This window comes from Ramlibacter sp., assembly GCF_029866045.1.
Taxonomy (GTDB): Bacteria; Pseudomonadota; Gammaproteobacteria; order Burkholderiales; family Burkholderiaceae_C; genus Ramlibacter.
The window spans coordinates 1-26,606 of the sequence record NZ_JARXAB010000040.1 but is presented as its reverse complement, the minus strand read 5'-3'; the positions used below and the strand labels follow the sequence as shown (position 1 = coordinate 26,606).

Sequence of the window (26,606 nt, the reverse complement as noted above, 5' to 3'; positions counted from 1 at the left end):
GTGTCCAATTGGGCTTACCGCGCTTGATGAGGGCCCCGTGCGGTCCAACCAGCTGTTCACACATCGTATAGCCCGAGGTGCACCATGAAGTTCTTCAAGTCCTTGCTGTCCGTGGCCCTGCTGGCCATGGCCATTCTGAATAACCCCGCCGCCGCGCAAGGCGCTCCCGCCAAGAGCCGCCTTCAGACCGTCATGGAGCGCGGAACCCTCCGCGTCGGTACCACGGGTGACTTCAACCCCATGTCTATGCGTGATGCTGCCACCAACAGCTACCGCGGCTTTGACGTCGAAGCGATGGAGCAATTGGCCAAAGACATGGGCGTCAAGGTCGAATGGGTTCCCGCCGAATGGGCTACTCTGGTTGCTGGCATCACCTCCAACCGGTACGACATCTTTTCGGGCGCATCCCTGAGCATCGCGCGGGCCAAGACGGTGGCCTTTTCTGACCCTTATATCGAAGCGGGCACGGTGCCTGTGATTCGCAAGGCCGACGCCGCCCGTTTGACAGGGTGGTCCGACCTCAATCGCAGCGGCACGCAGATTTCCGTTTCCTTGGGTACTGTTTTCGAAGAGCAAGCCAAGGCCCATTTCCCCCAAGCCACGGTGAGGGGCGTTGAAAAGCCGGCCACCGGGTACCAGGAAGTGCTGGCTGGCCGTGCAGTGGCCACCATCACCAGCAACGTGGAAGCTGCCACCCTGCTCAAGACCTACCCCAACCTGACCACGATCTCCAAGGCCGAACTGCGCAACAAGCGCCCGTTTGCCTACCCCCTCCCGCAGGGCGATCCGGTCTGGAGCACTTTCGTCAATAACTGGGTCGCGCTGAAGAAATCGGAAGGCTTCTTCGACGCACTCGAAACCAAGTGGCTGGGTCGCTAAGACGCCTCCTCACCTGACATGATGCGTTTTGTCGCAGGCCTTTTGGCGCTGTGGGCGCTTGGCCTGCTGAGCGGCTGTGGAACGGTGGGGGATGGGACGGCCTACACATGGGGCTGGTACACCCTGAACCCCCTCACCGACAAAGGCGCGTCTAACCTTTCATTTCTGCTCGCCGGTATCGGTCTGACGCTGTGGCTGTCCATCTCAGCCATCGTGGTTTCGGTGGTGTTGGGCATCCTGTTGGCGCTTTCGGGGCTGTCCAGGCTTAGGTCACTGCGCCTGATCTCGCGCACCTACGTCGAAGTGTTTCGGGCGATTCCGCTGCTCGTCTTGCTGCTCTGGGTTTACTACGGTTTGCCCATGATGACTGGCTTGCAGTTTGGGGCCTTCGCTGCCGGCGTGCTTTCTCTGGCACTGTCCGATGCCGCGTTTGAGTCCGAAATTTTTCGTGCCGGTATTCAGTCGGTGGCAAAAGGCCAGCGCGAGGCTGCACAGACACTGGGTCTGTCAAGCCGCGATACGTTTCGCTTCGTGATCTTCCCTCAGGCCATACGCACAATCTTGCCTGCCCTCGGCAATCAGTTCGTCTATGTGCTCAAGATGAGTTCTCTGGTTTCAGTGATCGGGCTGCAGGAACTCACACGCCGGGCCAACGAGCTCAATGTGACCGAGTACCGACCGCTGGAAATCTACACCGCGCTGGTGGTGGAGTACCTGCTGCTCATCTTGCTGACCTCTTGGGGTGTTCGGCGCCTCGAGCGGCGGATGTCGTCCGGGGTTCGCTGACAGCCGGAACGCGCCCCACCCGCTCAGTGGTGCAGGATACGGTCCAGAAAACTGCGGCAGCGCTCACTGCGGGGTGCGCTGAAAAAAGTCTGTGGCGGCGCCTCTTCCACGACTCGCCCTTGGTCCATGAACACCACGCGATCAGCCACTCGGCGGGCAAAGCCCATTTCATGGGTCACGCACAGCATGGTCATGCCCTCGCCGGCGAGACCTTCCATGACACCGAGAACCTCTTGGATCATCTCTGGGTCGAGTGCTGAGGTGGGCTCGTCAAAAAGCATGATGCGCGGGCGCATACACAGGGACCGTGCAATGGCCACACGTTGCTGTTGTCCCCCCGAGAGTTGGCCCGGAAATTTGTCGGCCTGCTCGGCGATGTCTACCCTCTTGAGGTACTGCATGGCCAGATCCCGCGCCTCATCACGCCCGAGGCCGCGCACTCGCATCGGGGCCAGCATGAGGTTGTCGACAACCGACAGATGGGGGAACAGGTTGAACTGCTGGAAAACCATGCCGATTTCGCTGCGCGCCTGCGCGCCGCGAGAGGCCTCGGAGCCCACAGCCACGCCGCCTACCCAGATTTCTCCTTCATCGTGCACTTCCAACTGGCTCAGGCAGCGAATCAGGGTGGACTTACCCGAGCCCGAGGGCCCACAGATCACTATTTTCTCGCCACCAGCCACCGACAGATCGACCCGGTCGAGTGCCTTGAAGCTTCCAAATGACTTGCTCACGGAATGCATCCGGATCAAAAAATCTGTCGGCTCGGATGGATCGCTCATGGAAAACACCTCGGATGGGTTGGGCTCAGAACATTATCATTGAAGCGCATGCGACTCATCCATTCACGCTGGCCCCAGGTCGTGCAATATCTTGAGCACTGCCGGGGCATCCTTATTCCGACCGGCTCGACTGAGCAGCATGGTCCCATCGGACCGATAGGGACCGATGCCCTTGTTGCAGAAGCCATTGCCTTGGGAGCGGCCAGCCGGGGTGGCTGGCTGGTAGCGCCGACGCTGAGCCTGGGGCCGGCCCAATTCAACCTGGGCTTTCCAGGCACGATCGCCCTGCGCTCCAGCACCATGATGGCCGTGGTGAGCGACGTGCTCGAGTCCTTGGCGGTACAGGGTTTTGAGCGTTTTTATTTTCTCAATGGCCATGGCGCCAACATCGCCGCGGTCAATGCCGCTTGCCAGGACTTCTATGCCCAGTGGAGTCTGGGCCGGCGAAGCGCCACCGCGCCAAGATGCCGGCTGCGCTCCTGGTGGGACTATCCCGGTGCTGACCAGATGAGAAAGTCGCTTTATGGCACGTGGGAGGGTCTGCACGCCACGCCCAGTGAACTGGCCATCAGCATGGCCGTGCTCGGGCCAGACTACCCCTATGACGAAGCGGCACAGGCGCAGGTCGGCCAGCCGCCCCCGGCCCTGTCCTCGCAGGACCTTCGCCTGATGGGTGGCGACAACCACCCGGACAGCAACGCTCACCGGTCCCGCTTCCCGGACGGGAGGGTGGGTTCGCATTCGGCTTTGGCTCGGGCCGAGGCGGGCCACGCTCTGTTGCAGGCCGCCATCTCCGACGCTCACCAGGACATCGCGGAATTTTTTGCATGATCGTCCTCTATGGCCTGCCTGTGTCGACCTATACGGCCAAGCTCCGTCTGGCCCTGCACTGGCGCGGGATCGCTTATGAAGAGCGTGAGCCGGAAGGCGGCTACCGGTCCCAAGCCTGGCGTCTGAAGGTGCCCATGGGCACGATTCCGGCGATCGACCACAACGGATTTTTCCTGTCCGAGTCCGAAGCGATTCTGGAGTACCTGGAAGACGTCTTCCCGCAGCGGCGCCTGCTCCCCGAGGGGGCCCAGGAACGTGCACGGGTCCGTATGCTGGCGCGGCTGCACGATTTGCATCTGGAGCCGCGTGTGCGGGCCCTTTTTCCGCTGATTCAGCAGCCTGAGCAGCGAACGCAGCTGCCCGCGCTGCTGGCTGCTCTCAAGGACAAACTGCAGCGCCTGGGCGAGGTGGTGCAGGCCGGCCCCTACCTGGCCGGTGCGCAGCCGAGCTTGGCTGACTGCGGTTTTGCCGTGACCTTGCCGCTGGCCCAGCGCTTGCTCAATGCCATGGGCGAGGATTTGGCCTTGCCCGACGCACTCTCCCCCTGGACCTTGGCACTGGAACAGGATGAAGCGGCACAAGCGGCCTTGGCTCCGTGGCGTTTGGCCACGGAATCCTGGCTGCAAGCCGCCAGCCTGAAAGGAACTCGCACGTGACCGACAAGCAGAGCCCCTTGATGCAAGCCGATTGGCAGTACGTGACCAAGAACAGCCTGGAGGACTTCAGCCGGGCCGATTGGCAGATCATGTTGTCGCAGCGTTCGCAGTATTACCGCGAACAGCAGGCCCGCCAAGTCTTGCGGCTCTTGTCTGAATCGGAGCACGATTCCACCTTCGGCTACCAGATCAACAACTTCCGTCACTGCCTTCAGTCGGCCACCTTGGCCTTGCGTGATGGCCTGGACGAAGAAGATATCGTGGTCTGCTTGCTTCATGACGTGGGCTTCATTGCCTGCCCTGACAGCCACGGCGAGTTTGCCGCCGCCCTTCTGGGCTGTTATGTCTCCGAGCGCAACCACTGGATGCTGCAGCGTCACGCCCTGTTCCAAGACGCCCACTGCCCCCATCACCCGCTTGCTCAGGTGGATGCCCGGGAGCGCTGGCGCGGTCATCCTCATTTTGAGTGGGCAGCCACCTTCGTTGATCGCTACGACCAGGCAGCCATCGATCCGAACTATGAATGCGCCCCGCTGTCCGAATTCGAGCCCATGGTCATGCGCCTGTTTGCTCGCGTTCCGCGGATACCCCACCTGCCCTGATTTTTCTGGAGGAGCTCCCCATGTCTGCATGGATTCACATGATCGCCCTAGAGGATGCCCAGGGCCCGCTCGTCGCCGCTTACGAGAAGGTCAAGACACCCCACGGCACTGTCGACAACGTCATGAAGGCGCACAGCCTCAGACCGCACACGATGGAAGGGCATGTCGCGCTGTACCGCAGCGTGCTGCACAGCCCGGACAACACCTTGCCCTTCTGGTTCCTGGAGGTCGTGGCCTCTTACGTGAGCATGCTCAACCAATGCAGCTACAGCCTGAGCCACCACTTTGCTAACGCGCGGCGCCTGATGGCCGACCCGGTCCGGGCCGAGGCCGTGCGGCAGGCGCTGATGGATAGTGCGCCCGAGCGTGTTTTCGCCGGCAAGGAACTGGAGCTGCTGCGTTACGCGGGAAAACTCACCACCGATGTGGCGCGTATGGTCCAGGGCGATATCCAGGCCCTTCACGCGGCCGGTTGCAACGACGGCGAGATTCTGGAGGTCAATCAGGTCTGCGCCTACTTCAACTACTCCAATCGGCTTCTGAATGGTCTGGGCGTCACCACTGAGGGGGATGTCATCGGCTACTACAGTGAGTCATGACGGCGGATTGCACAGCCCAAGTCTTCAAGCGCGCATGACCTTGACCACTGAGTTGCTCACCCCCTCCCAGCTCGACGCCCAGTACAACGCCCGTGCCCGGGTCCCCGAGTTCGCCCAGCATGTGGCGCGCTGGCAAGGGGATTCAGCCCAGGTAAGAGCCGCTGGGCGGGGCCGGCTGGGTGTGCGCTATGGGCCGGCCCCGGGCGAGACGTTGGACATCTTTCCCGCCGACCGGCCGCGCGCGCCCGTGCTGGTGTTCATTCACGGGGGGTACTGGCGGTCGATGGACAAGTCAGACCACAGCTTTATCGCGCCGGCCTTCAACCAGTCCGGGGCGACGGTGGTCATTCCGAACTACGACCTGTGCCCGGCGGTGACCATCCCCGAGATCAGCTTGCAGATGGTGCGGGCCCTGGCCTGGACCTGGCGCCATGTCGCCGAGCATGGCGGTGACCCGCGTCGCATCAGCGTGGCCGGCCACTCGGCCGGTGGCCACCTGGCGGCGATGATGCTCGCCTGCTATTGGCAACAGGTCGACACCTCGCTGCCTTCGGATCTGGTCACCCATGCCCTGTCTATCTCGGGTCTGTATGACCTCGAGCCCCTGCGCCAGGCGCCGAGCTTTCAGGCCGACCTTCGGCTCACTCCCGACGATGCGCTGCGCGCCAGCCCGGCCCGCCTGCCCGCGCCGCGTCTGGGCCGGCTTGACGCCGTGGTGGGCGGCTTGGAGAGCGAGGAGTTCCGGCGCCAGACGAACGCCATCCGCCAGGTGTGGGGGCAGGCGCGGGTGCCGGTGTGCGAGGCCCTGGAGGGCCTCAACCACTTCAGCGTGCTGGAGTCACTCGTGCAGCCGGGAAGCCGGCTCCATGCGCTGGCGCTGGAGATGCTGGGGCTCTGAGGCTCTGGCGCGGCCCCGGCCCCTCACATCAGCAGGTGCTCGCCTGCGTTGTCCCCGCCCAAAATCACGTAGTTGACCTTGCGGATGTCCAGCAGCGACTTGCCGCCCGAGTAGCTGATGGACGACTGCACGTCCTCCTGCATCTCGCGCAGGGTGTCGGCCAGCTTGCCCTTCACCGGCTCGAGGATGCGCTTGCCTTCCACGTGCTTGTACTCGCCCTTGTTGAAGTCTGAGGCGCTGCCGTAGTACTCTTTGTACAGCTTGCCATCCACTTCCACCGTCTGGCCGGGCGACTCCTCATGGCCGGCGAGCATGGAGCCGATCATGACCATGGTGGCGCCAAAGCGGATGCTCTTGGCGATGTCGCCATGCTCGCGAATGCCGCCGTCGGCAATGATCGGCTTGGTGGCCACCCGTGCACACCATTTGAGGGCTGAGAGCTGCCAGCCGCCGGTACCAAAGCCGGTCTTGAGCCGGGTGATGCAGACCTTGCCTGGGCCAATGCCAACCTTGGTGGCGTCGGCGCCCCAGTTCTCGAGGTCGATGATCGCCTCGGGCGTGCCCACGTTGCCGGCGATGACGAAGGAGGCCGGCAGCTTGTCCTTGAGGTAGCCGATCATGCGCTGCACCGTGTCTGCATGGCCGTGCGCGATGTCGATGGTGATGTAGTCGGGTACCAGGCCCTCGGCGACCAATTGGTCTACCGTGTCGTAGTCGGCTTGCTTCACGCCCAGCGAGATGGAGGCATAGACGCCCTGGGCTTTCATGGACCGCACGAAGGCCAGGTTGTCCAGGTCAAAGCGGTGCATCACGTAGAAGTAGTCGTTTTGCGCCATCCACAGGCAGATTTTTTCGTCCACCACAGTTTTCATATTGGCCGGGACGACTGGGATGCGGAATTTGCGCGCGCCCAGCTGAACGCTGGCGTCGCATTCCGAGCGGCTTTCCACGCGGCACTTGCGCGGCAGCAAAAGGATGTTGTCGTAGTCGAAGATTTCCATGCCAGGGCTCCAGAAGACTGTTGAAAAACAGGGAGAGCGCTTGGATGTCGGCCCGGCATCCAGAAATGGAAACCGGGCCTCAATGCTTGGGCCCGGTGGCCGATTTTAGCGGTGTCTGCCCGGCCTGGCTCCCTACAATGCGGCATGTTTCCAGAGTTCGAATCTTCGCCAGCGTCTGCCAGCGAATCCCCCCTGCTGCGCGCCCTCAACCCCGAGCAGCGCGCCGCTGTCGCTTTGCCGGCGGAACACGCCCTGATCCTCGCCGGTGCCGGCTCGGGCAAGACCCGTGTGCTCACCACCCGAATCGCCTGGCTCTTGTCCACCGGGCAGGTCTCGCCCGGCGGCGTGATGGCGGTGACCTTCACCAACAAGGCAGCCAAGGAGATGATGACCCGTCTGGGCGGCATGCTCCCGGTCAATGTGCGAGGGATGTGGATCGGCACCTTTCACGGCCTGTGCAACCGCTTCCTGCGGGCTCACTACCAGGTGGCCAACCTGCCGGCCACCTTCCAGATTCTGGACACGCAAGACCAGCTGTCGGCGATCAAGCGGCTCATGAAGCAGCATGGCGTCGATGACGAGCGCTTTCCCCCCAAGGAGGTGCAGTACTTCATCAGCGGCTGCAAGGAGGAGGGCGAGCGCCCGGTGGACGTGCAGGTACGCAGCGACGAGGATCGCCGGCGGGTCGAGATCTACCAGCTCTATGAGGACCAGTGTCAGCGCGAGGGCGTGGTTGACTTTGGCGAGCTGATACTTCGCAGCTACGAACTGATGCGGGACAACGAGCCGGTGCGCTCGCACTACCAGCGGCGCTTCCGGCACATCTTGGTCGACGAGTTCCAGGACACCAACCGATTGCAATACGCCTGGCTCAAGATGTTCTCCGGGCAGGGCAATGCGGTGCTGGCCGTGGGAGACGACGACCAGAGCATCTACGCCTTCCGCGGCGCGCGGGTGGGCAATATGGCCGACTTCGTGCGCGAGTTCGCGGTCAAGCACCAGATCAAGCTCGAGCAGAACTACCGTAGCTACAGCAACATTCTCGATTCGGCCAACGCACTGATTGCCCACAACAAGGGCCGCCTGGGCAAGAACCTGCGCACCGAGCAGGGCCCCGGCGAGCCGGTGCGCATTCAAGAGGCCCCCAGCGACCTGTCTGAAGCCCAGTGGATCGTTGAAGAGGCACGCCAACTTGAGCGCAGTGAGGGCGTCGCCCGCCAGGAGATTGCGGTGCTTTACCGCAGCAACGCGCAGAGCCGGGTGATCGAGACCGCGCTGTTCAATGCCGGCGTACCCTACCGGGTCTACGGCGGCCTGCGATTTTTCGAACGCGCCGAGATCAAGCACGCCCTGGCCTATTTGCGCCTGCTGGAGAACCCGAACGACGACACCTCCTTCCTGCGGGTGGTCAACTTCCCGCCGCGCGGCATTGGCGCACGCAGCATCGAGCAGCTGCAAGACGCCGCCCGTGGTGCAGGCTGCTCTCTGCACGATGCGGTGAGCGCCACCACGGGCAAGGCCGGGGCCAATCTGGGCGCCTTCGTCGCCAAGATCGATGTGCTGCGCGAGCAGACCCAGGGTCTGGCTCTGCGTGAAATCATCGAACTGGTACTTGAGCACTCAGGGCTGGTCGACCACTATCGCAACGAGCGCGAAGGCGCTGACCGGGTGGAGAACCTGGAAGAACTGGCCAGCGCCGCCGAGAGCTTTGTCACCCAAGAGGGCTTCGGCCGGGACGCGGTGGCGCTGCCGCTCGACGAGCACCGCGCTGCCGGAAGCCTGGCCCAGTCACCGGTAAGTCAAGGGCTCGATCCTTCGGCGCCTCTGCTGGATCTGCCTTTGGCGGGCCAATCTACCGGTGGGTCGCCGGGCAGCAGCGATCCGCTCGCCCCCGACGCCGAAACCGGCGAGACCCTCTCGCCTCTGGCCGCTTTCCTCACCCACGCGGCCCTGGAGGCCGGTGACAACCAGGCCCAGGCTGGCCAGGACGCGGTGCAGCTGATGACGGTCCACGCCGCCAAGGGCCTGGAGTTCGACTGTGTTTTTGTCTCCGGGCTGGAAGAGGGCTTGTTTCCGAGCGAGCGCTCGATGGCCGACCACGAGGGCCTGGAGGAAGAGCGGCGCCTGATGTACGTGGCCATTACCCGGGCTCGCAAGCGTCTCTATCTGAGCTACTCACAGACCCGGCTTTTGCACGGGCAGACCCGCTACAACGTGCGCAGCCGATTTTTTGACGAGCTGCCCGAGCACGCCCTCAAGTGGCTCACGCCCAAGCACCAGGGCTTTGCCGGCGCTGGCTTGGGCCAGGGCGGTGGCTTCGGGGGTGGCTTTGGTCAGCGTGGCAGCTACGGAGGAGGCTATGGCGGGGGCTATGCCGGTGCTGGCTCCGGTGGCGGCCAGGGCCGCAGCTGGCAGGGCGGTGCCCAGGCCGGCACCCGCGACGCCGACAGCACCCGGTTTGCCAGCCCGCCGGTGCCGGTGCGCAAGGCCGAACCTGCACACGGCCTGCGCGTCGGGATGCAGGTCTTTCACAACAAGTTCGGCGAGGGGGCCTTGCTGGCGCTCGAGGGCGCGGGCGACGATGCCCGGGCGCAGGTGAAGTTTGGCCGCCACGGGGTGAAGTGGCTGGCGCTGTCAGTGGCCAAGCTCACGCCGGTGCCCTGAGGCTCGCGGGGCCGCTTGCAATCCGGGCCTCTGCGCTGGCCCGTACTTTGGCCGAAACGGCAGGGGGGTCTGGTCACTGCCCAGGCGCGGCCGGTTCGGTCGGATTCGCGTCGCCTGCAGCTTCGTCTGCGTCGGCCTGGAAGCAGTCGCGGAATGTGAAGTAGATCGAGCTGGAGAACATCGAGGCCAGCACCAGCGCCAGGGGCAACACCATGGCCTGTACGCCGCTGGCACCGCCCACCGCGGCGCCGAGCACCCCGAAGACGCTGCCCGCCACCAGAAACAGCGTGATCCAGCCCGCTGCAAACAGCAGGTGAGCGCCCAGGTTGCGCAGCACCGCTACCGCGCTGAAAAACAGGCTTTTGGTCGGCGAGATCCCGTGCCAGTGGACCAGCGCCGGTGCGTGCCAGAACACCACAAAAAGCGGCAGATGGAACAAGAGCGCCAAGCCGGTTGCCGCGTCCAGTGCCATGGCTTGGCCGTCGGCAGGCGGCGGCGCGCTGCTGCCCGCGAGCAGTGTGGCCAGCCCGGTTGCCAGCAGCGAGCCGGCGGCGTAGATCGCGCCCAGTACCAGCATCGCGCGCAGCCGTTGTCTGCCTACCCGGAAGGCGCTGAGCAGCACCGAGGGCAGCGGAAACCGCCCCTTTTCCGCCTCAGCTGTGGCCGCCATCAGCCCCAGCGTGGCAGCAGGCACCAGCATCCCGCCGGCTACGACCCCGATGCCGGGCACGATGGCGAGCAGCAGCACCACGGTCGTGTACATGAAAAACAGTCCGGTCAGGGCCAGAGGCTGGCGGAAATAGGTCCGCAACCCGATGCGGACCCAGAGCAAGCCAGTGCGAGGCGTGACGATGTTCAGCTTCATCAGCGGAATTTACCCCGGCGGGGCCTCCTGGTGCGGTTTCTCTGTTTTGTCAGAGGTGAACCGGATGGGCTACCCGCTGGCGCAGCACCCGCTCGAAGTGGCCCGGATCGTGGGGCTTGAGCAGGCTGGCCTCGCGCGGCAGGTGGAAATCCCACAAGCGCGAGATCCAAAAGCGCAGGGCGCCGGCACGCAGCATCGCCGGCAGAAGCTGGCGCTCGGCCGCCTGCAGCGGTCGCACGCCCTGGTAGGCCGCCAGCATGGCGGTGGCCCGATCCGTCACGTGCCTGCCGTTGGCCAGGTCGATGCACCAGTCGTTGAGGCACACCGCCAGGTCGAACAGCCAGGTGTCGACGCCGGCAAAGTAGAAGTCGAAGAAGCCGGTCAGGCGCGCTGGGTGAGGATCGGCCGGGCCTTGGGGCTCGGCGAACATGACGTTGTCCCGGAACAGGTCGGCATGCACCGGACCGCGGGGCAGGGCGGTGTAGGCCGATTGGCCAGCCACATGGTTCTGGTAGGCCAGCTCCGACTGCAGCAGCGCCGCCTGGTCCGGGTCGAGAAAGGGCAGCACCACCGGCACCGTTTCGTTCCACCAGGGCAGGCCCCGCAGATTGGGCTGGCTGCGGGGGTAGTCGCGTCCGGCCAGGTGCATGCGGGCCAGCATGTCGCCCACCGCGGCGCAGTGCGCAGGGCCTGGTGCGAGCTCGCTGCGGCCCTCCAGGCGGTTGACCAGTGCCGCGGGTTTGCCGCAGACCGACAGCAGGATGTCCCCGTTCCGATTGCCTTGCGGGTCGGGCACCGGAATGCCGCGCTGTGCCAGGTGCTTCATCAGGTACAGGTAAAAGGGCAGCTGCTCGGCGCCGAGGCGCTCGAACAGGGTCAGAACCCACCGCTGCTGCTCGCCGTCCTGCTCGGTGGTGACGAAGTAGTTGGTGTTCTCGATCCCGCCCTGGATGCCGCGCAACTCGGCCAACTGGCCCAGGTTCAATTCCTGCAGCAGCGCGCCTGCCGCTTCAGGGGAGACTTCGGTGAAAACAGCCATGGGGCAGGGGGTTCGGTGCTTCGGGGGACGCCGGCCGACGCAGGACCGACAGTCTATGGTGAGACTTGGCGGGGAGAGCCGCTGGATGCACCCGATTGTAGGAGGCCGCCAGGGAGCCGCCCGGCAGGCACAATCGTGACCATGACCGAGCCTCAGGCCCCCGAGAACATCACGCCCGAAGACCCTGCGGACAGCCCGCCTGCCACGCCCACGCTGCTGCTGCTGGTGGATGGCTCCAGCTACCTGTACCGCGCCTTCCACGCCATGCCCGACCTGCGCGCGGTGCCAGGCGACCCGACGAGCGCTGCCACCGGCGCGATCCGCGGGGTGATCAACATGATGCAAAAGCTGCGCAAGGATGTGCGGGCCGACTATGCGGTCTGCGTGTTCGATGCGCCGGGCAAGACCTTCCGCGACGACCTGTACCCCGATTACAAGGCGCACCGCTCCCCGATGCCCGACGACCTGCGCGCGCAGATCGAACCGATTCACGAGGTGGTGGGGCTTCTGGGCTGGAAGGTGCTGGCTGTCCCCGGCGTGGAGGCCGACGATGTGATCGGTACCTTGTCCGATATGGCCACACAGCAGGGTTTGCAAACGGTCATCTCCTCCGGCGACAAGGACCTGAGCCAACTGGTCAACGAGCAGGTGGTCGTCATCGACACCATGAACGACCGCCGCCGCGACCTTGCCGGTGTCGAAGCCGAATTCGGCGTGCCGCCACGACTGATGGTGGACTACCAGGCCCTGGTGGGTGACACGGTGGACAACGTGCCCGGCGTACCCAAGGTCGGCCCCAAGACGGCGGTCAAGTTGCTTACCGAGTACGGTTCCCTGGATGCGCTCATTGAAAAGGCCGCCGAGGTCAAGGGTGCGGTGGGTGAGAACCTGCGCCAATCCCTGGGCTGGCTGCCCACCGGCCGGGCTCTGGTCACGATCCGCCGCAACTGCGATTTGGGCGAGCACATCCCAGGTCTCCCAGCCCTGGGAGCCATCGCCATTGGCACGCCGCAGGACGACAAGCTCAAAGACTTTTACGCCCGCTACGGGTTCAAGGGCCTGGTGCGGGCGATGGAGGAGGGCTCCGCGCCTGCGGAGGGCAAGTCGCGCAGCAAGGGCGCGTCCCATCCAACTTCGAGCCCCGCCGGGCAGGGCGGCTTGTTCGACCCGCCTGCCGATGGCCCGCAGGCCCACGGCCACACCGGCCCCTTGCAGTACGACACCGTCCTCTGCTGGGAGCAGTTCGACATCTGGTTCGCCAGGCTCCAGGCTGCCGACCTGGTTGCTGTCGATACCGAAACCACCTCACTGAACGAGATGCAGGCCCGCATCGTCGGTCTGTCCTTCAGCACCGAGCCGGGCCAGGCGGCCTATGTGCCCCTGGCGCATGCCTATGCGGACGCCCCCGCGCAGTTGCCTCTGGACGAGGTGTTGGCCCGCCTCAAGCCCTGGCTGGAGGACGGCTCTCGCCACAAGCTGGGTCAGCATGTGAAGTACGACCGGCATGTGTTCGCCAATCACGGCATCGAGGTGCGTGGCTATGTGCACGACACCATGCTGCAAAGCTATGTGCTCGAGGTGCATAAGCCCCATGGTCTGGCCAGCCTGGCCGAGCGTCACCTGGCGCGCAGCGGCATCTCCTACGAGGAGTTGGCCGGCAAGGGCGCGCACCAGATTCCCTTTGCCCAGGTGGCCATCGACCGGGCGGCCGAGTATTCCTGCGAGGACTCGGACCAGACCCTGGATGTTCACCGTACCCTCTGGCCGCGTCTGCAGGCAGACGATCGCCTGCGCTTTATCTACGAGCTAGAGATTGCCACCAGCGAGGTGCTGTTTCGGGTCGAGCGCAACGGGGTCCGTATCGACGGTGAGCAACTGGCCCGCCAGAGTGCCGAACTCGGCCGCCGCATCCTGGAGCTGGAGCAAGAGGCGCATACGCTGGCTGGCCAACCCTTCAACCTGGGCAGTCCGAAGCAGATCGGCGAGATCTTCTTCGGCAAGCTGGGCCTGCCGGTGGTCAAGAAGACCGCCACGGGTGCGCCGAGCACCGACGAAGAGGTGCTGGAGAAGCTGGCCGAAGATTTCCCGCTGCCGGCCAAGCTGCTGGAGTGGCGCGGCCTCTCCAAACTCAAAAGCACTTACACCGACAAGCTGGCCCAGATGGCCGACCCGGGGACTGGGCGGGTGCACACCCACTACGCGCAGGCGGTGGCGGTGACGGGTCGGCTTTCGAGCAACGATCCCAATCTTCAGAACATTCCCGTCCGCACCGTCGAGGGTCGCCGGGTGCGCGAGGCCTTCGTGGCCGCGCCTGGGCATGTCATTGCCAGCGCCGACTACAGCCAGATCGAGCTGCGAATCATGGCCCATCTGAGTGAAGACGAAGCCCTGATTCGGGCCTTTCAATTGGGGCAAGACGTGCACCGCGCGACCGCCGCCGAAGTTTTTGGTGTCACCCCGGAGCAGGTCTCGACGGAGCAGCGTCGCTATGCCAAGGTCATCAACTTCGGTCTGATCTACGGCATGAGCAGCTACGGCCTGGCCAAGGCGCTGGGCATCGACAACACGGCGGCCAAGAACTACATCGAGCGCTATTTCCAGCGGTACCCGGGTGTGAAGACCTATATGGACGAGACCCGCATGGCGGCCAAGAGCCGCGGCTATGTCGAGACCGTGTTCGGCCGGCGCCTGTACCTGCCCGAGATCAACTCGCCCAATGGTCCGCGCCGCAGCGCCGCCGAGCGCGCCGCGATCAACGCCCCCATGCAGGGCACCGCGGCCGATCTGATCAAACTGGCCATGGTGGCTGTGCAAAAGGCGCTCGACGAGAGTGGCCGGGGCGCCCGCATGATCATGCAGGTGCATGACGAGCTGGTGTTCGAGTTGCCCGAGGGCGAGGTCGACTGGCTGCGCGTGGAGGTGCCCCGGCTGATGGCCGGGGTCGCTGAATTGCGTGTGCCGCTACTCGCAGAGCTGGGGGTCGGGCCAAACTGGGAAAAGGCGCATTGAGAGAAGGCAAATTGAGAGACAGCCTATTGAGACAGGGAGCACTGAGAGAGGTCGCACTGAGCGCCCTCCACCCCGCTGCCCATTCCTGCCGCCGATCCCCGTCTTCGAATCCCGTCGCCTCACCCCGTCGCTTGATCCCTCTTTCTTCAGCCGCAATAAACCCGGGCCACCCGGCCCTGGGGGTCGAGCTGCAGGTTCAGACGACCGGGGTCGTACTCCCTGGTCACCATTTGGTCGTGACCGATCATTCGTACCCGAACCGCCCCGGCCCGCTGGCGCGCTCCCTCGGCGATCAGCGCTGAGGCGTGCTGACCTACCAGGTCTTGCACCGAACGGGCGTTGCAGCCTGCGGCTGGCTCGACCGGCGTCGGCGCTGTCGCCACAGCCTCTTTCGGCACCGCTGGCGTCGCGCTGCAGGCGGGCAGCATCATTGCCGCGCTGCAGGCCAGCAGCCAAGCACTCCGGCCGTGGGCCGGGCCTTTATGGGTCATGTTTTCTCGGACCATTGCACACCTCCGGTGGCCCAGTCCTGGCGCTTGATGTCGTAGAGCAGGATGTCGACCGACTCGGGATTGCTGCCGAGCGTGTCGACCACGGCTTGAGTCAGGGCCTGCACCAAAGCTTTTTTCTGCTCGGGGGTGCGGCCTTCCATCATTTCGACGCGGAGCGTGGGCATGGGAGATCATCCTTTCTGCGCGGGGCGCATGGGTCTTGCGGTAACAAAGTGTTTGCGCATTATGTTTCCTGGGGTGGTGTTGCTTCTGACCAGGGGCCGGGAGACCGGTCCGGCGCCTCGCGGCACAATGGGGGTTCATCGGCCTTAGCGCCTCGCCCGCGGGCGTGGCCTGTTTTCGCGGGCCGCCGTGATCGCTGGCACCCAGAACAAAAAGCATGACACTTCTCGCAACTCTTCTTGCGACCCTTTGCGCCGGTATCGGCAGCGTCTGGATCGCGGCCGCGCTCATTGAACTGGGCGTGCGCAAGGCCGGGGCAGGGCGGGCGGGCTTCGATGCCCAGCACCTTCTGAGTCTGGCGGCTGGCGCCTTGCTGGCTACGGCCTTCATGCACTTGCTGCCGGAGGCCTTCGAGCAGAGCGCCGATGCGCACATTCTTTTTCTCGTCTTGCTGGCGGGGCTGGTGTTCTTCTTTCTGCTGGACAAAGCCGAGCTGTGGCACCACGGGCATGAACACCACCATGAGCATGCCGAAGAGGGCGCCAGCCCTGAGTCTGCGGGGCATCACGGCCACGCGGCTCACCACGGGCATGCGGATCACCACCTGCACGGTGCTCACGGCGGCCAAGCTGTTCACAAAGCCCAGCCCGCTGGCGGATGGAGCCTGTTGACGGGAGACAGCATCCACTGCTTCGGCGACGGCGTGCTCATTGCCTCTGCCTTTGCCGCTGACATGCGCCTGGGTGTGGTAGCCGCAGTGTCGGTCTTGGCCCACGAGGTGCCACACCATATCGGAGACTTGGTGGTTCTGGCCCAAAACAGCGGCAGCCGGCGTGCGGCCCTGGTCAAGGTGTCCATGGCCGGTGCGGTTACCGTCCTGGGCGGACTCGTTGGCTGGTGGCTGGTGGCCCACCTGGCAGGCTTCCTCCCGTACTTCCTCACCCTCGCCAGCAGCAGTTTCATCTATGTCGCGCTGGCTGACCTGATCCCCCAGCTCCAGAAGCACCAGGGAGCCCGCGCTGCGACGCTGCAAGTCATCTGGCTGGGCGCTGGCATTGCCTTGGTGGGCGCAGCAAGCGCCTTCTCGCACCTTCACTGATCCCGGCACCAGGACCCCGGCCAGGCGGTAGGCGCAGCCGGCCGGCGCGTGGGCGACGCCAAGCCCTAGCGCGGCTGTAGGTCCGGTCCAGTCCTACGCTAGTTCAGGTCACTCGCCCCCCTGCGGAGGTGCTTGTCCGACGCGCCCTCCCCGAAGACGCCCCTATGGTGACGCCTGCTTCGGCAAGGCCGGTCGCTCTGCGCCGGTCAGTTCCTGTTTCGCAGGCACAACCTGCGACCCGCAATCTCTGGAGGCCCCATGAACCTTAGAAATGTTTCGACCCCATCAATGAAATCCCCTCGGCACCTGCGTGGCGGCTGGCCAGCCCTCGCACTCGCTGGCGTGCTCGCCGCCTCCATGTCCACTGCCTGGTCTCAGGGCGTCACCAGCGGTGGTAGCGGTGCAGGCACCTCGTCCTCGGGTCAGGGAGCGGCTGTCACCCAGTCCGGCGCCCGCGCCGCGTCGGAAAAATCGCGCGTTGTGCGCTGGGACCGCAAGTTCATGGAGGAGGCCGCGAGCGCCGGCCAGATGCAGGTGCAGGCCGCACAGATGGTTGCAAATCGGGGCGCCGACAAGGCTGTCAAGGACTATGCCGCCACCCTGATCGAGCAACAAGCCAGCGCCAACAGCGAGCTCGCCCAGCTCGCCTCCAGCCTGGGAATTGAGTTGCCCTCTTCCCTGCCGCGCGGCATGCGCAACGAGGTGGAGAAACTCGCCAAACGCAGCGGTGCGGAGTTCGACCGGGAGTTTGTGCGCGAAATCGGCATCAAGCAGCACGAGCAAGAGATCAAGCGCTTCGAGAAGGCCAGCAAGGATGCGAAGGAGCCCCAGCTCCGTGCGTGGGTCGACAAGACCCTACCCATGCTCCAGCAGCATTTGGCTGCTGCTCAGAAGCTGCCGCAGGCCGGTAGCGAGGCCGCCGCGTCCACACGGACGCAGCAGCAGCGCATGGGCGCCGGGGTGGGCGAAGGTGACAAGCCGAGCAATCAGATCAATCCCGGCACAGGCGGCGGCTCCATGGCGCCCTACGGCCGTTGATCACCTTCGGTAGCCGGCGCCTGCCTCTGGCGGGCGCTGGTGGGTCCTTGGCAGCGCAGGACGTTGTCCGGCGCTGCCAGGCTGCGCGGGCATTCCCCAGTTGGACCGAGCCAGCCGGCTCGGCCAGAATGGGGGTTGCCATGTCTACCTTCGACGCACCCCGTATTCCTGTTCTGGCCGGCGCCAGCAATTTCCGTGACCTTGCCGAGCGGGTCCATCCGATGGTTCCGATGCGCCCCGGCCTGGTTTTTCGCTCGGACCACCTTGGCAACCTCAGCCATGACGATATTCATGCGTTGCAGGCAATCGGCCTGCGACGGGTCATCGATTTTCGGGGAGTGCAGGAGCGTCAATCTGCCGCCTGCGCACTTCCGGAAGCAAAGGTCCATGCGCTCACCATTGAGCCGAGCATCGTGCAGGTGCTGTCTGACTTGATCGCCTCCGGCCATCGCCCTACGGCCGCTGAGGTCCAGCACCATATGCAGGACACCTATCGCGGTTTTGTCCGCGGGGCCAGTTACCGCTTTGCCGAGTTTTTTGGCCATCTGCTCGAATCGGCCGAGCCCACGGTGTTTCACTGCACCGCAGGAAAAGACCGGACCGGCTTGGCAGCGGCCCTGTTTCTCCACGCCCTGGGCGCGTCGCGTGAGCAAATCCTGGACGACTACCTTCTGACCAACCAGCGCTTGCGCCCACCTGCGGTCTCCGGCGGCACACTCGATCCGGTGGTGGCGCAGGTCCTGCGTGGCGTCGAGTCCGACTTCCTGCAGGCCGCCTACGATGCGATCAACACCGACCACGGATCGATCGATCGCTTCCTTGACCGCGGCCTTGGCGTTGGCGAAGCAGAGCGCAGGCAACTGCGCACGCTTTATCTGGTTCGCTGAACTGGCGTCCGGGGCCCAGATCAGGTTTTTTCCGCTGGCGCGCCTGACGCCGGCCGTGCCCGCAGGACTGTGGCGGCGACCCCGCTGACCAGAATGAGCCCCATCCCGACCCATCCCGCGGTCGGTATGGCGTCTCCAAACAGGATCAGGCTGAATATCGCGCCGAAAATGATGCCGAAGTACTGCAGGCAGGCCACCACCAGCGCGGCCCCACTGCCATAGGCGTAGGTCATGCACAGTTGTCCCAAAGTGGCGAACAGCCCGATGGGAAGCAGCCAGGCCGCTTGCTGCCATTGCCACGCGGAGACGCCCTCGATGGCCATGCCGATCAGGCCTGCCACGGTCGACCCCAAACCGAAATAAAGCACGATGCGCGTTTCGGGTTCGCCAAGCTTTGTCATGGCCCCGACCTGCACATAGGCCCAAGCTGCTGACACACCGGATATCAGACCGAGGATCGCGCCGAGCGATTGGTCGGTCGCCATCGAGGGCTGGAGGATCAGGACCACCCCACCGAAGCCGGTCAGAACGGCCAGCGCCAATGGGCCCTGTTGACGCAGAAACTGCGGCCCATGCTCCGGTTTCCAGGCCAACAAACCGCTCCCAATCACGAATGCAGCAAGCCAGATGCCGCTCATGTAGTTGAGAGTCATCGCCGTGGCGACGGGGAGGTAGGCAATGGCGAAGAACCAGGCCCACAGGGAGATCACCCCCGCGAGGCTGCGCCGCAGGTGCATGCCTGGGTAGCGCGAAGCCAGGCTGACGCCTTGATACTGCGCCAGCACGCTAATCATCAGGACACCGATCAGGCCCCGCCAGAACAGGATTTCAGAGGTATTGAACCAGGCGGACGCAACCTTGATGCATACCGCCATGGTGGCGAAAAAAAAGGCCCCCAGGACCATCCAGAGGGCTTTCATGCGTTGGCTTGCTCAGGTCTCCGTATCGCTGTATCAGCGCGGCACGCCGGGACCGGCGGCGCCCATGCGCTGCCGATACCACTCGTGGAAGTGCTGCATGCCGTCTTCCATGGGGCTCTGGTAGGGGCCGAACTCGTCGTCGCCACGGGCGAGCAGTGCGTGCCGGCCTGCATCCATGCGCTCGGCTATCTCGTCGTCTTCAGCGCAGGTTTCCATGTACGCGGCCTTCTGGGCCTCGATGAACTCGCGCTCAAAGGCAGCAATCTCCTCGGGGTAGTAGAACTCGACGGTATTGAGCGTCTTCTGGGGGCCGACGGGATGGACGGTGGAAACCGTCAGTACGTGCGGGTACCACTCGACCATGATGTGCGGGTAGTAGGTGAGCCAGATAGCCCCATGGGCAGGCGGCTGCCCACCTCGGAAGTCCAGCAATGCCTTGTGCCAGCGCTCGTAAACGGGGCTCCCGGGCCGCCCCAGGCGGTTGGCGATCCCCACGGTTTGCACCGAATAGCTCGGTTTGAACTCCCAGCGCAGGTCCTCACAGGTCACAAACTGCCCGAGGCCAGGGTGGAAGGGGCCGACGTGGTAGTCCTCGAGGTAGACCTCGATGAAGGTCTTCCAGTTGTAATTGCACTCGTGCAACTCGACATGGTCTAGAACCATGCCAGAGAAATCCAGTTGGGACCTCGGTCCCATGCCGGCCAGGTCGGCTTCGACGTCGCGGCCGTTGTCCTCGAACAGAAGTCCGTTCCACTCCCGCAGCTTCCAGTTACGCAGGCTCAGACAGGGGTCTTCAGCGAAGTGGGGTGCGCCAATGAGTGTGCCCGCCGGCTCGCCCCGGCCTCCGCTGTAAGTCCATCTATGCAGGGGGCAGACGATGTTGCCTCCCGTGGAGGGTTTTTCGTCCAGACGCCCTCGGCCACGCAGGATCACCGCCTGCCGGTGGCGGCACACATTGCTCACGAGGTCTACGCCCCGCGGCGTGCGGATCAAGGCCCGGCCTTCCCCCTCTTGGGGCAGGGCAAAGTAGCTCCCCACCTCGGGGACGGAAAGAGCATGACCGACATAGCGCGGGCCTCTAGCGAAAAGGAGTTCCCGCTCGCGTTGGAACAGCGCCTCATCAAAATAGCTGGAAACCGGGAGTTGGCTTGCGGCCTGCTGCAGTTGAAGACTTAAATCAGACATTTCACCTGACCTAGAGGCTCCCCCTATGAAGGGGCAGGGTAAGCGCCCGATCCGAGAGTGGCGCGGGGCAAAGAGAGTCGAGTGTACCCCAGGGGAAGGCCCGGCCGCGGACCTAGAATCCAGGGTTTAAGCGCTGTCCGCATATGCCCAAGGCCTCCACCGCATTACCTGCCAGCTACGAAGCCGCTCTCGAGGAGCTGGAGCAGCTCATTGGCCGTATTGAGTCGGGTCAGATGCCTCTGGAGCAGATGCTCGTGGGCTACGAGCGTGGCGCACAGCTGCTTGCCTTCTGCCGTAGCCGCCTCGAGGCGGTTGAAAATCAGATCAAGGTGCTCGACGAGGGCACCCTCAAGCCCTGGACGCAGGAATGAAAACCACGTTCGACTTTCCTGCCTGGATACAGGGCCAGCTGGCTGACGTGGAGCAGGCGCTCCAAGCCTGGGTTCCCGGCTCCGCCCCGGGTGGGTTGGGTGAGGCCATGCGCTATGCGGTGCTCGATGGTGGCAAGCGGCTCCGGCCCCTGCTGGTGCTGGCTGCAGCGGAGGCGATCAATGGTCATCGTGAGGCGGCCTTGCGCAGCGCCTGCGGCGTCGAGCTGATTCACGCGTATTCGCTGGTCCATGACGACATGCCTTGCATGGACAACGATGTTCTCCGTCGGGGCAAACCGACCGTACACGTGAAGTTCGGCGAGGCCTTAGCCTTGCTGGCCGGCGACGCCCTTCAAGCCCTTGCCTTCGAGGTGATCGCGCCCGATCCGCACGAGTCGGGTATCTCTGGCGATGTGCAGGCTCGCCTGTGCAGGATCCTTGCGCGTGCCGCCGGACATGGCGGCATGGCTGGCGGCCAGGCCATCGATTTGGCCAGTGTTGGTGGAAGCCTTTCTGAGACGCAGCTTCGGCAAATGCATCGGCTCAAAACTGGCGCCCTCCTGCAGGCCTCTGTGGCCATGGGGGCTGCCTGCGGAAGTGCGGGATCTGAGCCCGCTTCCGCGCTGGATCGCTACGGCGCCGCCTTGGGGCTGGCCTTCCAGGTCGTCGATGACATTCTGGACGTCACTGCGGATTCAGCGACGCTCGGGAAGACGGCCGGGAAGGACGCGGCCCATGACAAGCCCACATACGTCTCCCTGCTTGGGCTGGACCCATCCCGTGCCTATGCCCAGGCCTTGCTGGACGAAGCTTTAGGCGCATTGGCAGTGAGCGGCTTGGCCAACACCCGTGCGCTCGAAGCTTTGGCCCGCATGGTGGTCGAACGCAATAACTAGGAATCCCATGGCCTCTTTGCTCGAATCGATCGTGTCGCCGTCTGACCTGCGCCGCCTTTCCCGTCGGCAATTGCCGCAGGTGGCAGATGAATTGCGTGCTTATGTCCTCGACAGCGTCTCGCGTACCGGCGGTCACCTCAGCTCCAACCTTGGAACGGTTGAGTTGACGATTGCCCTCCACTATGTGTTCAACACCCCTCGAGATCGGTTGGTGTGGGACGTGGGTCACCAAACTTACCCCCATAAGATCCTGACCGGTCGTCGTGAGCGGATGTCCTCTCTGCGGCAGTTAGGTGGGCTCTCGGGCTTTCCCACCCGCTCCGAGAGCGAGTTCGACGCCTTCGGAACCGCGCACTCCTCCACGAGCATCTCGGCGGCGCTCGGCATGGCCCTGGCGGCCAAGCGCAAGGGCGAAGATCGCAAGGCTGTCGCGATCATCGGTGATGGCGCCATGACAGCCGGCATGGCCTTCGAGGCGCTCAATAACGCAGGAGTTGCTGATAGCGACTTGCTGGTCGTTCTCAATGACAACGACATGTCGATCAGCCCGCCGGTTGGCGCACTCAATCGGTACCTGGCGCAGCTCATGTCCGGTCAGTTTTACGCTGCCGCCAAGAGCGTTGGAAAAAACGTGCTCAAGGTGGCTCCGCCGCTGTTCGAACTGGCCAAAAGGCTAGAAGAGCACGCGAAGGGTATGGTGGTGCCCGCCACTCTGTTCGAAAAGTTCGGCTTCAACTACATCGGCCCGATCGACGGTCACGACCTCGAATCCCTCATCCCGACGCTGGAGAACATCCGCCAACTTAAGGGCCCCCAATTCCTCCACGTGGTCACCCGCAAGGGGCAGGGCTACAAGCTGGCCGAGGCCGACCCTGTGGCCTACCATGGCCCTGGCAAGTTCGACCCCCAGGTGGGTTTGACGCCCTCTGCCACGCCGGCCAAACCCACCTTCACGCAGGTCTTCGGTCAGTGGTTGTGCGACATGGGCGCGCAGGACAGCCGGCTGGTCGGAATCACGCCTGCCATGCGCGAGGGCTCTGGCCTGGTCGAATTCGAGAAGCGTTTCCCTGAACGCTATTTTGATGTTGGCATCGCGGAACAACACGCCGTCACGTTCGCGGCTGGCATGGCCTGCGAGGGACTCAAGCCCGTCGTCGCGATCTATTCGACCTTCCTCCAGCGGGCCTACGATCAGTTGATCCACGATGTCGCTTTGCAACGGCTACCCGTGGTGTTCGCATTGGATCGCGCCGGCATCGTCGGCGCCGACGGACCAACCCACGCCGGCGTCTACGACATTCCCTTCGTACGCTGCATTCCCAACATGAGCCTGGCTTGTCCCGCGGACGAGGCAGAGACACGCGCGTTGCTCAGCACAGCCTTCCAGCAAGACCATCCTGTAGCAGTGCGCTACCCCCGTGGTTCTGGTGTTGGCGTGCCGACTCATACGTCGCTTGAGCCATTGCCTTTTGGCAAAGGCGAGATTCGCCGGGAGGGTCGAGCGGTGGCCATTCTCGCGTTTGGCACGCTTCTTCACCCGGCTATCCAAGCGGCCGAACGGTTGGGCGCCACCGTGGTCAATATGCGTTGGGTCAAGCCTCTTGACGTCGACCTTCTCATCGAAGTGGCGCAGCGCCACGATGCGCTTGTCACCGTGGAGGAGGGCGCCATCATGGGCGGCGCTGGCAGCGCGGTGGCCGAGGCAATCGCCGCCGCCGGATTGGCCAAGCCTCTCCTCCAACTGGGCATCCCCGACCGCTTCATTGAACACGGTGATCCGGCTCGCCTTCTTGCGGCGCTAGGCCTGGACGCAGCCGGTATCGAACGCTCGGTCCGTGAGCGTTTCGGTTCGCTCCTGTAGCCACCACCGCGGCTGGTCTTCAAATCGTCGGTCGGTCGAGCGTTGTCGCGCCGCTTGCCGGCCTGAAGGCGCTCACGCTTGACCCGCAGGGCGATTGCTGGTCCCGCTTGGTGCGCTGAGCAGTTGTGACCTGCAGGCACGCCCGTGGTCAGAGCGCTGAAAGTTTATCCCCGCGCCGCACTCAATCATCCAAGGCATTCCCGAACCTTCAGCGGAGATTGCCCATGGACCGTCGTTCCCTTTTGCGCCATACCGGCCTTGCTGGCGTGCTTGTCGCTGCCACGGCTCCCGCCGTCCACGCCCAGCCGGCTTTGCGCTGGCGATTGGCCTCCAGCTTTCCCAAGTCCCTGGACACAATCTTCGGTGGTGCTGAAACGTTTGCCCACCGGGTCAAGCAACTGTCTGGCGGTCGCTTCGACGTCTCCGTCCACGCCGCTGGGGAATTGATGCCCGCCTTCGGCGTGGTGGACGGCGTACAAAACGGCACTGTCGAAGCGGCCCACACGGCTCCCTACTACTTTTTCGGCAAGGACGAGACTTTTGCCATCGGGGGCGCCATCCCTTTTGGTCTCAACAGCCGCCAGATGACGGCTTGGACATTCCAGGGCAATGGCCTGTCCCTCATGCGCGAGTTCTACGCGAAGTACAACATCGTTCATTTCCCCTGCGGCAATACCGGGGCCCAGATGGGCGGCTGGATGCGCAAGGAAATCCGGTCGGTTGCTGACCTGAAAGGCCTCAAGTTCCGCATTGGCGGGTTCGCCGGACGGGTCATCGAACGCATGGGGGGTGTTCCGCAGAACATCCCTGGAGGCGAGATCTACCAGGCTCTCGAGAAGGGCACCATCGATGCTGCAGAGTGGATCGGTCCTTACGACGACCAGAAGCTGGGCTTCAATAAAGTGGCACCGTTCTACTACTACCCGGGTTGGTGGGAGGGCGGCTTGCAGCTCGATCTTTACATCCACCAAAAAGCGTGGGACTCCCTGTCGGCGGAGCTGAAGGCCATTGTGGAATCCGCCAGTGCTTATGCACACATCGAGATGCAGGCCAAGTACGACGTCAAGAACCCGCATGCCCTCAAGCAACTCGTTGCCGCCGGTGCGAAGTTGCGTCCCTTCCCGAATGACGTGATGGCTGAGGCATTCAAGCAATCGATGGCGCTTTATCAGGAGCTCTCGGCCCGGAACGAAAATTGGCGGAAGGTATACGCCGACTATTCGCGCTTTCGGGCGGACCAAAATCTCTGGTTCCGATTTGCCGAATCGACATATGAGCGCTTCATGCAGGCTCAAAAGCTCTGACCGAATCTGTTGCTTTGCGTTCTCTGTCCTGGTGCGTGAGCAGTTGAGAGGGGCCGGTATGCTGTTGGCTTAATCAGCCCGCAGAGAACCGTGCCCACCAACCCATCATCGATTGATGTCCTGACCGACTCGCCTGCAATCCGCCAAGCTGGGCGCAGTCTTCTTTCGCTGGCCCTCATGGACGCGCGTAACTGTACGCTGCAACTCCTAGCCCGCTTTGAAGAGGCTGTTGGCGCCGGCCTTTCGATTCCCCGCGTGGATCACTTTGATCCGCCTGAACGTGTCGCTGGCCACATTGCTTGGCTGGCTGAGTGGTGGCTAGGCCGTAATCCGCAGCGTGGCCTTGGTTTTCGATCACCTGCCGATGGCCCTCGCCTTCCGTCACTCCACCGGCAGGCCGACTCCTGGTTCCGTCACGTCGGAGCGGAGCATTGGCCGGAACTGGGCGAAGTCCGTGGGTACATGCTTGTGCAGTTGGAGTCCACTCTGGAAATTCTTGAGCGTGCCGAAGAAACAGACGATGGCCTGTACCTGTTTCGCGCGATGCTTCACTACGAGGACTTCATTGCTGAGCAGCTTGTTGCGCAGGCTCGGGCACTGGGCTTATCGTTGCCCGTGGGTTCCGCAGCTGAATATGCGGCAGCCGAGCCCCTGAACTTACCGGCGACGCGGTGGCTGCTCGGTGCACCGGCAAACGGCTTCGCTCTTGCTATCGAGAGGCCGCAATGGCAAGTCAATATCCTGCCATTTGAGATTGACGCTCAGCCTGTGAACTGGTCGCAGTTTGTTGAGTTTGTCGACGATGGCGGCTACGACCGCTCGGACTGGTGGCATCCACAGGGTTGGGAGTGGTTGCGGCAGGCTTCAATTCCAGACGGTCGGCGAGGTCCTCGCCATGTTGAGCAAATCCGCGCTGCCGCTGGCGGCGTTGTCATCAATTGGTCGGGACGTTCTGTGCGTGTTTCTGGTTCCCAACCGGTGACGCATATCACCTGGTGGGAGGCTGATGCATGGGCACGTTGGGCTGGGCGGCGTTTGCCCTTGGAGATGGAGTGGGAAGTGGCTGTACACCAGCGGCAAGGGCGCTCGATGCGTTGGGGAGATGTTTTGGAATGGACGTCTACACGATTGCGTCCTTGGGACGGATATGAGCGAGACAACTGGGCTGTTGGTACCGCTTTAGACCCGCAGCCCCATTGGGAAATGGCGCGTGTGCTCCGAGGCGGGTCCATCTCGACCAGAGGTCGTATGAAGCACAAACGGTCTAGACGCTTTGCACTCCCGGACCGAGATGAGGCATTCACGGGGTTCCGAACCTGTGCTTTATGAGTCCGGTTAGTGATGGGGATTGCTCAAGGGGCGCCAACTGAAGCCAGGGATTCATGCGTTGGGCCAAGTTGCGTCAAGAGTAACTGTCGGTCCGCTTCCGGGTATGGCGCACGAGTGGCTCACTCCCGGATGGTCCCCTCTCGATGAGGCGATCACCAACTGAGCTGGCCACATCGTTCCCCAATTGTCAGGAGCCGAAAGGTTGTGCTAGACTGGCGGGCTCCGCTTCTTTTGGCCTGGACTGTTCGGCACGGTTGCGCTGTGTGGTTTGAAATCGTTTGGGTGTTGGAGGGGGGGCTCTGATGCTGGTGCTGGGGTTGTCTGGCGCTGGTGGGCGGGGTAGAAAAAAGTGTTTGACTGGTTTTTAAAAGCTGTGTCATAATCGAGGGCTTCGCTGATCGCGGCGAAGGCGCTCCGAGGGGTTGGTAGCT

The 26,606-nt window shown here is 63.8% G+C and carries 25 protein-coding genes; 17 read left to right on the top strand and 8 right to left on the bottom strand.

Going from position 1 to position 26,606, the window contains the following annotated elements; all coding sequences use genetic code 11:
• Positions 1 to 84 precede the first annotated feature (84 nt).
• Positions 85 to 879: a transporter substrate-binding domain-containing protein gene (locus QE494_RS04585; RefSeq protein WP_300041730.1), complete on the top strand. Its 795-nt coding sequence runs from the start codon at positions 85 to 87 to the stop codon at positions 877 to 879.
• Positions 880 to 921: 42 nt separating this feature from the next.
• The gene (locus tag QE494_RS04580; RefSeq protein ID WP_300041729.1) at positions 922 to 1,665 is read left to right on the top strand and encodes an amino acid ABC transporter permease; all 744 of its coding nucleotides are present in this window, start codon (positions 922 to 924) and stop codon (positions 1,663 to 1,665) included.
• A 23-nt stretch (positions 1,666 to 1,688) separates the two neighbouring features.
• Here the strand turns inward: QE494_RS04580 and QE494_RS04575 are convergent, their stop codons facing one another.
• On the bottom strand, positions 1,689 to 2,408 hold the full coding sequence (locus tag QE494_RS04575) for an amino acid ABC transporter ATP-binding protein (protein WP_300041742.1): 720 nt from the start codon (positions 2,406 to 2,408) through the stop codon (positions 1,689 to 1,691).
• 87 nt (positions 2,409 to 2,495) lie between these two features.
• Here QE494_RS04575 and QE494_RS04570 point away from each other — a divergent pair, with 87 nt between their 5' ends.
• Genes QE494_RS04570 through QE494_RS04550 form a run of 5 tightly spaced genes read left to right on the top strand, consistent with a single transcriptional unit; the run spans position 2,496 to position 6,033 of the window.
• Positions 2,496 to 3,278 (top strand): creatininase family protein, encoded by a 783-nt coding sequence (locus QE494_RS04570; protein ID WP_300041728.1) that lies wholly within the window; start codon positions 2,496 to 2,498, stop codon positions 3,276 to 3,278.
• Positions 3,275 to 3,934, top strand: coding sequence for a glutathione S-transferase family protein (locus QE494_RS04565; RefSeq protein WP_300041727.1), 660 nt, complete (start codon positions 3,275 to 3,277; stop codon positions 3,932 to 3,934). The genes QE494_RS04570 and QE494_RS04565 overlap by 4 nt, the downstream gene beginning before the upstream one ends.
• On the top strand, positions 3,931 to 4,536 hold the full coding sequence (locus tag QE494_RS04560; protein ID WP_300041726.1) for a phosphohydrolase: 606 nt from the start codon (positions 3,931 to 3,933) through the stop codon (positions 4,534 to 4,536). Before QE494_RS04565 ends, QE494_RS04560 begins: the two co-directional genes overlap by 4 nt.
• 20 nt (positions 4,537 to 4,556) lie before the next feature.
• A complete protein-coding gene (locus QE494_RS04555; protein WP_300041725.1) occupies positions 4,557 to 5,135 on the top strand; it encodes a peroxidase-related enzyme in 579 nt (192 codons plus the stop codon).
• 34 nt (positions 5,136 to 5,169) lie between these two features.
• Positions 5,170 to 6,033 carry an alpha/beta hydrolase gene (locus QE494_RS04550; RefSeq protein WP_300041724.1) on the top strand — a complete coding sequence of 288 codons (864 nt, stop codon included), beginning with the start codon at positions 5,170 to 5,172 and terminating at the stop codon, positions 6,031 to 6,033.
• Between the two features lie 23 nt (positions 6,034 to 6,056).
• Here the strand turns inward: QE494_RS04550 and QE494_RS04545 are convergent, their stop codons facing one another.
• A complete protein-coding gene (locus QE494_RS04545) occupies positions 6,057 to 7,034 on the bottom strand; it encodes a GMP reductase (protein WP_300041723.1) in 978 nt (325 codons plus the stop codon).
• Positions 7,035 to 7,178: 144 nt separating this feature from the next.
• Between QE494_RS04545 and QE494_RS04540 the strand changes: the two genes are divergently transcribed.
• Positions 7,179 to 9,698, top strand: coding sequence for a UvrD-helicase domain-containing protein (locus QE494_RS04540; protein WP_300041722.1), 2,520 nt, complete (start codon positions 7,179 to 7,181; stop codon positions 9,696 to 9,698).
• Positions 9,699 to 9,771: 73 nt separating this feature from the next.
• On the opposite strand, the gene QE494_RS04535 is transcribed toward QE494_RS04540, so the two are convergent.
• Entirely contained in the window at positions 9,772 to 10,563 is a 792-nt protein-coding gene (locus tag QE494_RS04535; protein ID WP_300041721.1) for a BPSS1780 family membrane protein, read from the bottom strand.
• 49 nt (positions 10,564 to 10,612) lie between these two features.
• Entirely contained in the window at positions 10,613 to 11,602 is a 990-nt protein-coding gene (locus QE494_RS04530; RefSeq protein ID WP_300041720.1) for a homoserine kinase, read from the bottom strand.
• 141 nt (positions 11,603 to 11,743) lie between these two features.
• Here QE494_RS04530 and polA point away from each other — a divergent pair, with 141 nt between their 5' ends.
• The gene (gene polA, locus QE494_RS04525) at positions 11,744 to 14,611 is read left to right on the top strand and encodes a DNA polymerase I (RefSeq protein WP_300041719.1); all 2,868 of its coding nucleotides are present in this window, start codon (positions 11,744 to 11,746) and stop codon (positions 14,609 to 14,611) included.
• Positions 14,612 to 14,757: 146 nt separating this feature from the next.
• On the opposite strand, the gene QE494_RS04520 is transcribed toward polA, so the two are convergent.
• The gene (locus tag QE494_RS04520; protein ID WP_300041718.1) at positions 14,758 to 15,102 is read right to left on the bottom strand and encodes an I78 family peptidase inhibitor; all 345 of its coding nucleotides are present in this window, start codon (positions 15,100 to 15,102) and stop codon (positions 14,758 to 14,760) included.
• The gene (locus QE494_RS04515; protein WP_300041717.1) at positions 15,099 to 15,287 is read right to left on the bottom strand and encodes a 4-oxalocrotonate tautomerase; all 189 of its coding nucleotides are present in this window, start codon (positions 15,285 to 15,287) and stop codon (positions 15,099 to 15,101) included. Before QE494_RS04515 ends, QE494_RS04520 begins: the two co-directional genes overlap by 4 nt.
• A 215-nt stretch (positions 15,288 to 15,502) precedes the next feature.
• Here QE494_RS04515 and QE494_RS04510 point away from each other — a divergent pair, with 215 nt between their 5' ends.
• The 3 genes from QE494_RS04510 to QE494_RS04500 all read left to right on the top strand — a co-directional run bounded on the left by QE494_RS04510 (position 15,503) and on the right by QE494_RS04500 (position 18,309).
• Positions 15,503 to 16,384 (top strand): ZIP family metal transporter, encoded by an 882-nt coding sequence (locus QE494_RS04510; protein ID WP_300041715.1) that lies wholly within the window; start codon positions 15,503 to 15,505, stop codon positions 16,382 to 16,384.
• A 288-nt stretch (positions 16,385 to 16,672) separates the two neighbouring features.
• The gene (locus QE494_RS04505; RefSeq protein WP_300041714.1) at positions 16,673 to 17,422 is read left to right on the top strand and encodes a DUF4142 domain-containing protein; all 750 of its coding nucleotides are present in this window, start codon (positions 16,673 to 16,675) and stop codon (positions 17,420 to 17,422) included.
• A 140-nt stretch (positions 17,423 to 17,562) separates the two neighbouring features.
• Positions 17,563 to 18,309, top strand: coding sequence for a tyrosine-protein phosphatase (locus QE494_RS04500; RefSeq protein WP_300041713.1), 747 nt, complete (start codon positions 17,563 to 17,565; stop codon positions 18,307 to 18,309).
• A 20-nt stretch (positions 18,310 to 18,329) separates the two neighbouring features.
• Here the strand turns inward: QE494_RS04500 and QE494_RS04495 are convergent, their stop codons facing one another.
• On the bottom strand, positions 18,330 to 19,229 hold the full coding sequence (locus QE494_RS04495) for a DMT family transporter (protein ID WP_300041712.1): 900 nt from the start codon (positions 19,227 to 19,229) through the stop codon (positions 18,330 to 18,332).
• A gap of 33 nt (positions 19,230 to 19,262) precedes the next feature.
• Positions 19,263 to 20,414 carry an aromatic ring-hydroxylating dioxygenase subunit alpha gene (locus QE494_RS04490; RefSeq protein WP_300041711.1) on the bottom strand — a complete coding sequence of 384 codons (1,152 nt, stop codon included), beginning with the start codon at positions 20,412 to 20,414 and terminating at the stop codon, positions 19,263 to 19,265.
• A 143-nt stretch (positions 20,415 to 20,557) separates the two neighbouring features.
• Here QE494_RS04490 and QE494_RS04485 point away from each other — a divergent pair, with 143 nt between their 5' ends.
• From QE494_RS04485 to QE494_RS04465, 5 genes are all read left to right on the top strand, one after another.
• Positions 20,558 to 20,785: an exodeoxyribonuclease VII small subunit gene (locus QE494_RS04485; RefSeq protein WP_300041710.1), complete on the top strand. Its 228-nt coding sequence runs from the start codon at positions 20,558 to 20,560 to the stop codon at positions 20,783 to 20,785.
• Entirely contained in the window at positions 20,782 to 21,681 is a 900-nt protein-coding gene (locus QE494_RS04480) for a polyprenyl synthetase family protein (RefSeq protein WP_300041708.1), read from the top strand. The genes QE494_RS04485 and QE494_RS04480 overlap by 4 nt, the downstream gene beginning before the upstream one ends.
• Before the next feature lie 7 nt (positions 21,682 to 21,688).
• Positions 21,689 to 23,542 (top strand): 1-deoxy-D-xylulose-5-phosphate synthase, encoded by a 1,854-nt coding sequence (dxs, locus tag QE494_RS04475; RefSeq protein ID WP_300041707.1) that lies wholly within the window; start codon positions 21,689 to 21,691, stop codon positions 23,540 to 23,542.
• Between the two features lie 224 nt (positions 23,543 to 23,766).
• On the top strand, positions 23,767 to 24,846 hold the full coding sequence (locus QE494_RS04470) for a TRAP transporter substrate-binding protein (RefSeq protein ID WP_300041741.1): 1,080 nt from the start codon (positions 23,767 to 23,769) through the stop codon (positions 24,844 to 24,846).
• A 90-nt stretch (positions 24,847 to 24,936) separates the two neighbouring features.
• Positions 24,937 to 26,175 carry an SUMF1/EgtB/PvdO family nonheme iron enzyme gene (locus QE494_RS04465; protein WP_300041706.1) on the top strand — a complete coding sequence of 413 codons (1,239 nt, stop codon included), beginning with the start codon at positions 24,937 to 24,939 and terminating at the stop codon, positions 26,173 to 26,175.
• Positions 26,176 to 26,606: the final 431 nt, after the last annotated feature.